The 3,278-nt window shown below is 35.1% G+C and carries 2 protein-coding genes; both read left to right on the forward strand.

Annotation, left to right across the window (positions count from 1 at the left end; translation table 11 throughout):
- Window positions 1–162: 162 nt before the first annotated feature.
- On the forward strand, window positions 163–1,350 hold the full coding sequence (locus F6K22_RS36785) for a peptidylprolyl isomerase (protein ID WP_293109659.1): 1,188 nt from the start codon (window positions 163–165) through the stop codon (window positions 1,348–1,350).
- A 427-nt stretch (window positions 1,351–1,777) separates the two neighbouring features.
- Window positions 1,778–2,455, forward strand: coding sequence for a pentapeptide repeat-containing protein (locus F6K22_RS36790; protein WP_293109661.1), 678 nt, complete (start codon window positions 1,778–1,780; stop codon window positions 2,453–2,455).
- Window positions 2,456–3,278 lie beyond the last annotated feature (823 nt).

Here is a 3,278-nt window from a genome sequence, read left to right on the forward strand (position 1 = left end):
ATCTGCCGGACGATCTGACACACTTTGCTGAAGGCTTGCTTTCCACGGGAGAGTAAATCCTCCCGCTGAACCTGCATGGCCCGGCACAGATCGGTTTGAAGAGCGGACGAAGGTATCTGCCGGCGTGATTCTATTGTTTATAACCAGATAGTTGAGGATTCAGTGGAGTTATCCCATGAGCAAGGGGTAATAGCAATGGCTCGCAGAAATAGTCCACTAGATTCAGCTTCTTCACAATTTTACTTTACTTTGGAAGACAGGAATGACTTGGATGGCAGATATGCGGTTTTTGGTGAAGTAACTGATGGTTTAGATAATGTTTTAGGAATTGACGCAGGCGATCGCATTGTTTTGGCAAGGATAGTTGAGGGAAGTGTTTCTAGTAGGGATTCAGAGATAGTAAGTGACTCAGATTTGCTCAATAATTGGGCTAATTTAGATAATCAAATAAAGGTATCTTATGTTCTCTCTACGGAAGAAGATAATGAAGATGATGAGAATGTTGATAGTTCTGATAATGGAACAGAAGTATCAGCAATATTAGAGGGAAGTCAATTAGATCCTCAATTGGTTGAACCTCTTGAATCTCTTAATGAGGATAATGAGGATGATGAAAATTTAGAAGACGAAGAAAGCGAAGAAGAAGAGGAAGAAGAGGAGGGTGATGAAACAGCTAGCGCTATTGATGAAGAAGAAGAAGAAGAAGAAACTACAGAAGAAACTGAAAATGATAATAATGAGACTATCCTCGATATAGATGTTGCTGATTCTTCCTTCACAACTGAATTGGGAACAGAGGATGATGATGTTATTGATGTTTTGGAAATAAGTGATGCTGAAACTGATTCATCTTTCGCAATTATGGGTTTAGCAGGCAATGATACCATATCTGGTGGTGATGGTACCGATCTCCTGAGTGGAAACGAAGGTGATGATAACGTTAGTGGTCGTGATGGTTCAGACTTTCTGCGAGGAGGAAAAGGAGATGATAGCTTAATAGGTGGACTTGGAAATGATTTTCTACTTGGGGATAATGGTAGCGACACCCTCACAGGTGGTGCAGGTGCGGATAGCTTTATGCTGCGAGTTGATACTGTTGAAGGAATAGAGGAAATAGAGCAAGCAGACATGATTACTGATTTTTCTGTTGCAGATAACGATCGGATTATTGTGATTGCTGAATTTATTCCTTCTGATGGTTTAACTTATGAATTAATTGGTGGAGATGCTGTAATTAGACTGCTTGACAGTGGCTTTATATTAGGTGTAGTTGAAGAAACTTCTATAGAAGATGTTCAAAATAATATTTTGGCAGTCAATCCTGATGATTATGCTCTACGTCTTGGTTAATTAATGGTAAGATTAAAAGCTTTACTTAGTTCGCTAGAAAATCTCGACATATTATGATTATGTTTGAAGTTGTACTAGCGAATTTTCTATTTTATATAGATCCGATTGAACATTCGTCATTGCGACAATAGGAAGCAATCTCCTCAACCCCTGAGATTGCTTCCTTCCACGAGTTCCAGTCGCTGCGGACTTGGAGCTAGTAATTATCCAGATTTTGGCGTTGGTGAATCAAGCTATGAAACCTAAATTTTGCCAAATATAAAATGCTCAATGTTAATAGTTAGGCAATTAGCATTAATGGACAATTAATACATAATCATAGCCACGCATCACCAACACCCAGATTTTATATTACCTATTTTTGGATAAAGTTGGCTTTCTCTGTTCAAAGAAAATTAATTTAAGTTCAATTAAAATCACTTTAGCAATGAAATTTTTAGTAACTATTACTTTAGTCATTTCTTTAATCCACTTTAGTTTATCTGCACCAGTTATGGCAGCTAATTCTGAAGATATGAATCATCTATTACAGGATAATTGGTGTGTATCATTCTTATGGAAACAATGCAACCTAAGTAATGCAGATTTCCATGACACTAATTTAAAGAATGCTAACCTTTCGGGAGCTAATTTAACAGGTGTAAATTTCCAAGGTGCAGATTTGAATGGAGCTAACCTTTCGGGAGCTAATTTAACGGGAGCTAATTTAGAAAAAGCTAACTTATATAGAGCAGATGTTAACAGAGCAAATTTAACAAATACAAATTTAATTAGCACTCGTTTATTGGAAGCTGATTTGACTCTGGCAAATTTGAGTAATGCTAATTTAACTGATGCTAATTTATTAGAAGCTAGACTTTGGGGAGCAAGTCTAAAAGGAGCTAATTTAAGTAATGCTAGTCTTCGTGGTACTAATTTAGAATATGCTAATCTTGCTGATACTAATTTGAGTGGAGCAGATTTTCATAGTTTCTCTTTCAGAGGTTATAAACAAGAAACTAATTTAAGTAATGCTAATTTGGAAGGTGCAGTTATTACTAATACAGATTTAAGTGGAGTAATTATGGGAGGAACAGTTATGCCTGATGGTTCGATTAATGATTAATTAAGTAGGAGTCATTTCAGTTATCAGTTATTAGTTGTCAGAATTTAGGAGGGAAGAAAAAATTTTTTTTCTTGCCCTATTAAGCAGATATATAGCAATTCCCAAAAAGCGTGAGATACAAAATTCCCTGGTTTTAGAGAACAGGGAACAGGGAGTAGTAATTCTGGTTCCGCAGGAATAAATAAAGAAGAAAAACAACTGTACTTCATTAGCTTGGGAAGCGCTATAAGATAAATTATATTGTGATAAATATTAATTTATAGGGATTCTCATATATAGCAATCCGCGCATTGGTTGTGACAATTTTTATAATAGTTAATTTGAACTAAAAGCCTTTAAAATTATGATTCCTTACTCCTGTAAGAGCGAATGGCTATTTGCCCCTACCACCAATCAGTTATCAGTTATCAGTTATCAGTTATCAGTTGTCAGAATTCAGGAGGGAATAAAAATTTTTTTGATTGCCCTATTAAGCAGACATAAAATAAATTATATTGTGATAAATATTAATTTATAAGGATGCTCATATTAATGAGATACAGTATTTTTGAGTTTTTGCTTGTTCCCTGTTCCGGTGTTCCCTAAAATCAAAAATTTTTATCTATTTTAGAAGTTATATATAAACTAATTACGGATAGGTTTTTTTCATTATCCATTGGTAAGTATTTCCTGCGGAATACTTACCGATAAATTGTGGGTATGCGCCTCCCCTTTTAAGGGGAAAAAAGAAAAAATTTTTCCTGTTCGTCAATCCTATCCGTTTTCAAGGAGAGGTAATTATTAATTATTAATTATTAATTATTAATTGTTGAAAGTTTTTTTA

Source organism: Okeania sp. SIO2F4 (assembly GCF_010672385.1).
Lineage (GTDB): Bacteria > Cyanobacteriota > Cyanobacteriia > Cyanobacteriales > Microcoleaceae > Trichodesmium.